Origin of the sequence: Bradyrhizobium sp. AS23.2, assembly GCF_001908185.1 — a bacterium.
Taxonomy (GTDB): domain Bacteria; phylum Pseudomonadota; class Alphaproteobacteria; order Rhizobiales; family Xanthobacteraceae; genus Bradyrhizobium.
Map to the genome: position 1 here is coordinate 1 of NZ_LGHM01000225.1, position 3,423 is coordinate 3,423.

Genomic DNA, 3,423 nt, shown 5'->3' on the forward strand with positions numbered 1-3,423 from the left:
CTTGTTCGGACCACTCGGATCGCCGGTGACGCGGTGGCCGACACGCTCGAAACGCCCGAGCTTTTTGATATCGATGTGAATGATCTCACCTGGGCTCTCGCGCTCATAGCGGCGTTCCGGCTCGGCTGGCTCCAGATCCCGTATCCGGTTTAATCCCAAGCGGCGGAGGATACGGCTGACGGTGGCCGGTGATACCTTCGCCTCGGCCGCGATCTGCTTGCCGGTGTGGCGCTGACGGCGCAACGCCGCGACGGCCTTGCACGTGGCAGGCGGAGTTTGGCTCGGCGATGAATGGGGTCTGGAGGAGCGATCGCGCAACCCAGCAATACCTTCTGCGCGGAACCGCTTGACCCATTTGGCGACTGTCTTCGGTGTCGTGTTGAACAGGTCCGCCGCGGCGGCGTGGTTCAGCCCGCCCTCGACCACGCTTCGCACCATCGCCTCTCGACCTTTGGGCGTCAAAGGCGCATTCTTGTGGACGTTCATCTGGTCTCTCCTCGGAACACTGAAGCTTCGCAACCTCAGCTTCCTCGGTTCAGACCAGATGGACAACCTCCTGAAAGACCACACCTAGGGCACGTTGACTGGTGGCATAGATGCGGTCGGGCGCGGCACGAAATTGGTTTGATGCTGGCCTCGTGCGGCCAGTATAAGCGAAAAAGCTACAAAGAGAATGAGAAGCCCTCGCATCGAGCGACGTCAGATCAAGGCATAGCCACCATAATGGCAAGGGCAGCCTCGCCGTTTCCCGGACTGCCCGACGCAAAGTAGAGCGCAGCGAGCGCGATTACTCCCAAGATGCCATAACCAGCGATGATCCATCCGTCGTAGTCTCGTGTCGCCTGCACTGATGACGCGGTGTGAGTATAGTCTGTGGTTGCCATGACCTAACTCCTTCGAGATTGGCGCTCCATGCGCGCTGAGATGACGGCGAGTGGCCCCCTCACTTGTGAAATGCGTCAGATGTTAGTGGTGAGATCGAATGTCGGTGCGCAAGGCGGCATGTTGTTCTATGCCGCTTGACGTGGTCATGCTCTGGTGGACACCAATCGCGATCGCGCCAGCCAAGAACAAGCAGGCATAGAAGGCCAGCACGGCTTTCGCCCAGCGCTTGTGAGTCATCCTGTCTTCGCGACTGCTCGCAGCAGGTTTGTTTAGCGAAAAGCTATGGGTAAGGTGTGCGGAATCCTCGCTGAAATGATTCACAGGAAAGCTCCTTGGAATTAGTTCGGTTAGTCTTCAATTCCTCAGGCGGACTTCCATGCACGCAGGCGCGCTTGCCAAAGCCGTTGTTGAAAGCGCAGGGATCGGTTGAGCCTGTTGCTGCAGCGGGATGCCGAGTTTGGCAAGTTTGTCGAAATGCGCGGCCCCACAGATGGAAGAGACGCGCAGAGACGAACGGATCTTGGCTGGGGCTGCAAGTCAATCATCTTGCTCTACCCATCTCTCTATTAGTTACGACCAAGGGGCGAAGAAATCGGAAACTCATCCCGTGCATGCCACGCATTTCAGGGGAGAAACGACCTGTGGTTTTGGCCCGTGAGTTCGTCGTTCAGCGTCCGCTCGGTTAAGTCGCTCCAGCGCCGCCCAGCAACAAATCGCGTTACAACGATGTGCTCCGCCCTGCGCCGACCGATTTCCGCCATGTGCCGGGCGGCCATGATTATGCCGCCGAACGAGAGAAGCGGCACGCGCTTGAGCGGGATACAAAGGGGGTCTGTGTTGGCGCTCACCGTGTCATTGGCACCGTAAAATTGAGCGTGTCTCATCGTTGAAACTCCGCAAAGTAGAGAAATCGTTATCCGCAGCGCTCGTGATCGATCTTGAACCTCTGTCCCCGCAAACTCAGGGATGGATATGCAATGATCCGATTTTCAAGTTCGCCAATCACCTCCAATATAGCCATGCTGGAACGAGGACGCCTATTCAGGAAGCGAAAGAGCAGGACAGAAAACGATTCTTTTTCAGATGGTGGGCTCCTTCGGGCGGGGTTCAACTGGATTGGATGACTGGAGCCGCAGTCACAGACCGATATGGACGCGTTCCCCGGCCGGCTGGGCGTCCGCCCAACATGTTGGCAGCATGAACGCGATCAGCACAGGCTGTTTCTGAGTAGCGATCGACCCAGCGGGCGGTTCTCTCATCGTAGAAGACGTGCTATAGACGTTCGCGCAGATCGCATGGTTGTTTTGTCCGGAGGGCACTATGGCCGGATCGGTTACCACTGTAGAGGTTGAAGATCCTTATGAGATCACTCCCACCATGTGGGAGCTGTTCACGCCTACGCCGACAAGTGCCATCACGCCGCCGCAGTTCCTTGCGCGATCGTATCGCGCGGGCGATTGGCGGCGGTATAAAATCGAGAAGCACTCATATCGAACGACTGTCTCTGTCGGAAAGCTTGGCCGTACCTGCTTCGTACGGATGGCGGACCGCGAGGCGACCGATATGGTCATAGGATCACCTGGCATCGACCATTATTGTCTGACGTTCCTGCAGCAGGGGCAGGGATTGCTCTGCCAGCCGCGGGCCGCTTCACCTGCCGAGACCAATGCCGGCGGTGGCGTGATCTTTCACGGAAGGCCGGGAACGGTGTTGAAGACCGGCAATGAAGCCGTAAAGACGAACGTCTGGATACCAGCAGGCCTGTTACGCCGCCAGGCGACCGAGATGTTGGATGGCCCGGACGTCCGGGGGCTGGACTTCGATGCGGGCATCGATGTCACAAGTGCTGCGGGCGCCGGCCTGCGCCGCCTGACGGAGTGGCTGTATGCCGAGCTCGGCCATCCTGACTCGCCGCTTTCGAACGAGATCGTTGCGGCGTCGGCCCAGGAATTGTTTCTCCGCACCATCGTGCTGGCGGCCACGCATAGTCGGTCAATGCTGTTGCGAGGCCAAGCAAGAGCAGCGACACCCGCCACGGTACGACGCGCCGAGGAGTTGATGCGCAGCAAAGCGGAGTTGCCGCTAACGCTTGAGGAGATTGCCCAGGCTGCTGGATGCGGCAGCCGCGCACTCCAGGCTGCGTTTCGCGCCTTCCGTGGCGCATCGCCGATGGCGTCCCTTCGACGGATCAGGCTCGAGCTTGCGCATCAGGCGATCATGAGATCTGACGGATCGATTTCCGTTGCTGAGGTGGCGGCGCGATATGGGATTTCAAACCCAGGCCGCTTCGCCAGTCAGTATCACCATTTATTCGGGGAGTACCCGTCAAGAATCGGCAGCTTGCGTCCTTTGCGTCGCTAATGCATCGCCTTGCAGGCTCGCAGGTCCGCCCCCTCGCCACTGTCCGACAAATCGAAACTCGCGCTCCTGTTGCATGTCTGCTGTTGGCCCTGGCTGTGTAAAAACGCGAACTCCGGCGGATGGCGGAGAATCTACTTCTCAGATCACGCGGCACCGAAGCTCGGTATCCTCTTCGCA

General features: G+C 58.8%; 4 protein-coding genes. 1 reads left to right on the plus strand and 3 read right to left on the minus strand.

Going from position 1 to position 3,423, the window contains the following annotated elements:
* From AC630_RS37925 to AC630_RS37935, 3 genes are all read right to left on the minus strand, one after another.
* The coding region (locus tag AC630_RS37925) for a helix-turn-helix domain-containing protein (protein WP_143198628.1) at positions 1 to 486 on the minus strand (486 nt) is incomplete at its 3' end.
* 218 nt (positions 487 to 704) lie between these two features.
* Positions 705 to 884: a hypothetical protein gene (locus tag AC630_RS37930; RefSeq protein WP_074123481.1), complete on the minus strand. Its 180-nt coding sequence runs from the start codon at positions 882 to 884 to the stop codon at positions 705 to 707.
* Positions 885 to 966: 82 nt separating this feature from the next.
* Complete coding sequence (locus tag AC630_RS37935) at positions 967 to 1,206, minus strand: hypothetical protein (protein WP_074123482.1); 240 nt, start codon at positions 1,204 to 1,206, stop codon at positions 967 to 969.
* Positions 1,207 to 2,205: 999 nt separating this feature from the next.
* Here AC630_RS37935 and AC630_RS37945 point away from each other — a divergent pair.
* Positions 2,206 to 3,246, plus strand: coding sequence for an AraC family transcriptional regulator (locus AC630_RS37945; RefSeq protein ID WP_074123484.1), 1,041 nt, complete (start codon positions 2,206 to 2,208; stop codon positions 3,244 to 3,246).
* Positions 3,247 to 3,423 lie beyond the last annotated feature (177 nt).

Bases quoted from the DNA above. Each gene is read 5' to 3' on its own strand.
- AC630_RS37930 (WP_074123481.1), bottom strand. From the start codon at position 884: ATGGCAACCACAGACTATACTCACACCGCGTCATCAGTGCAGGCGACA.
- AC630_RS37945 (WP_074123484.1), top strand. From the start codon at position 2,206: ATGGCCGGATCGGTTACCACTGTAGAGGTTGAAGATCCTTATGAGATC.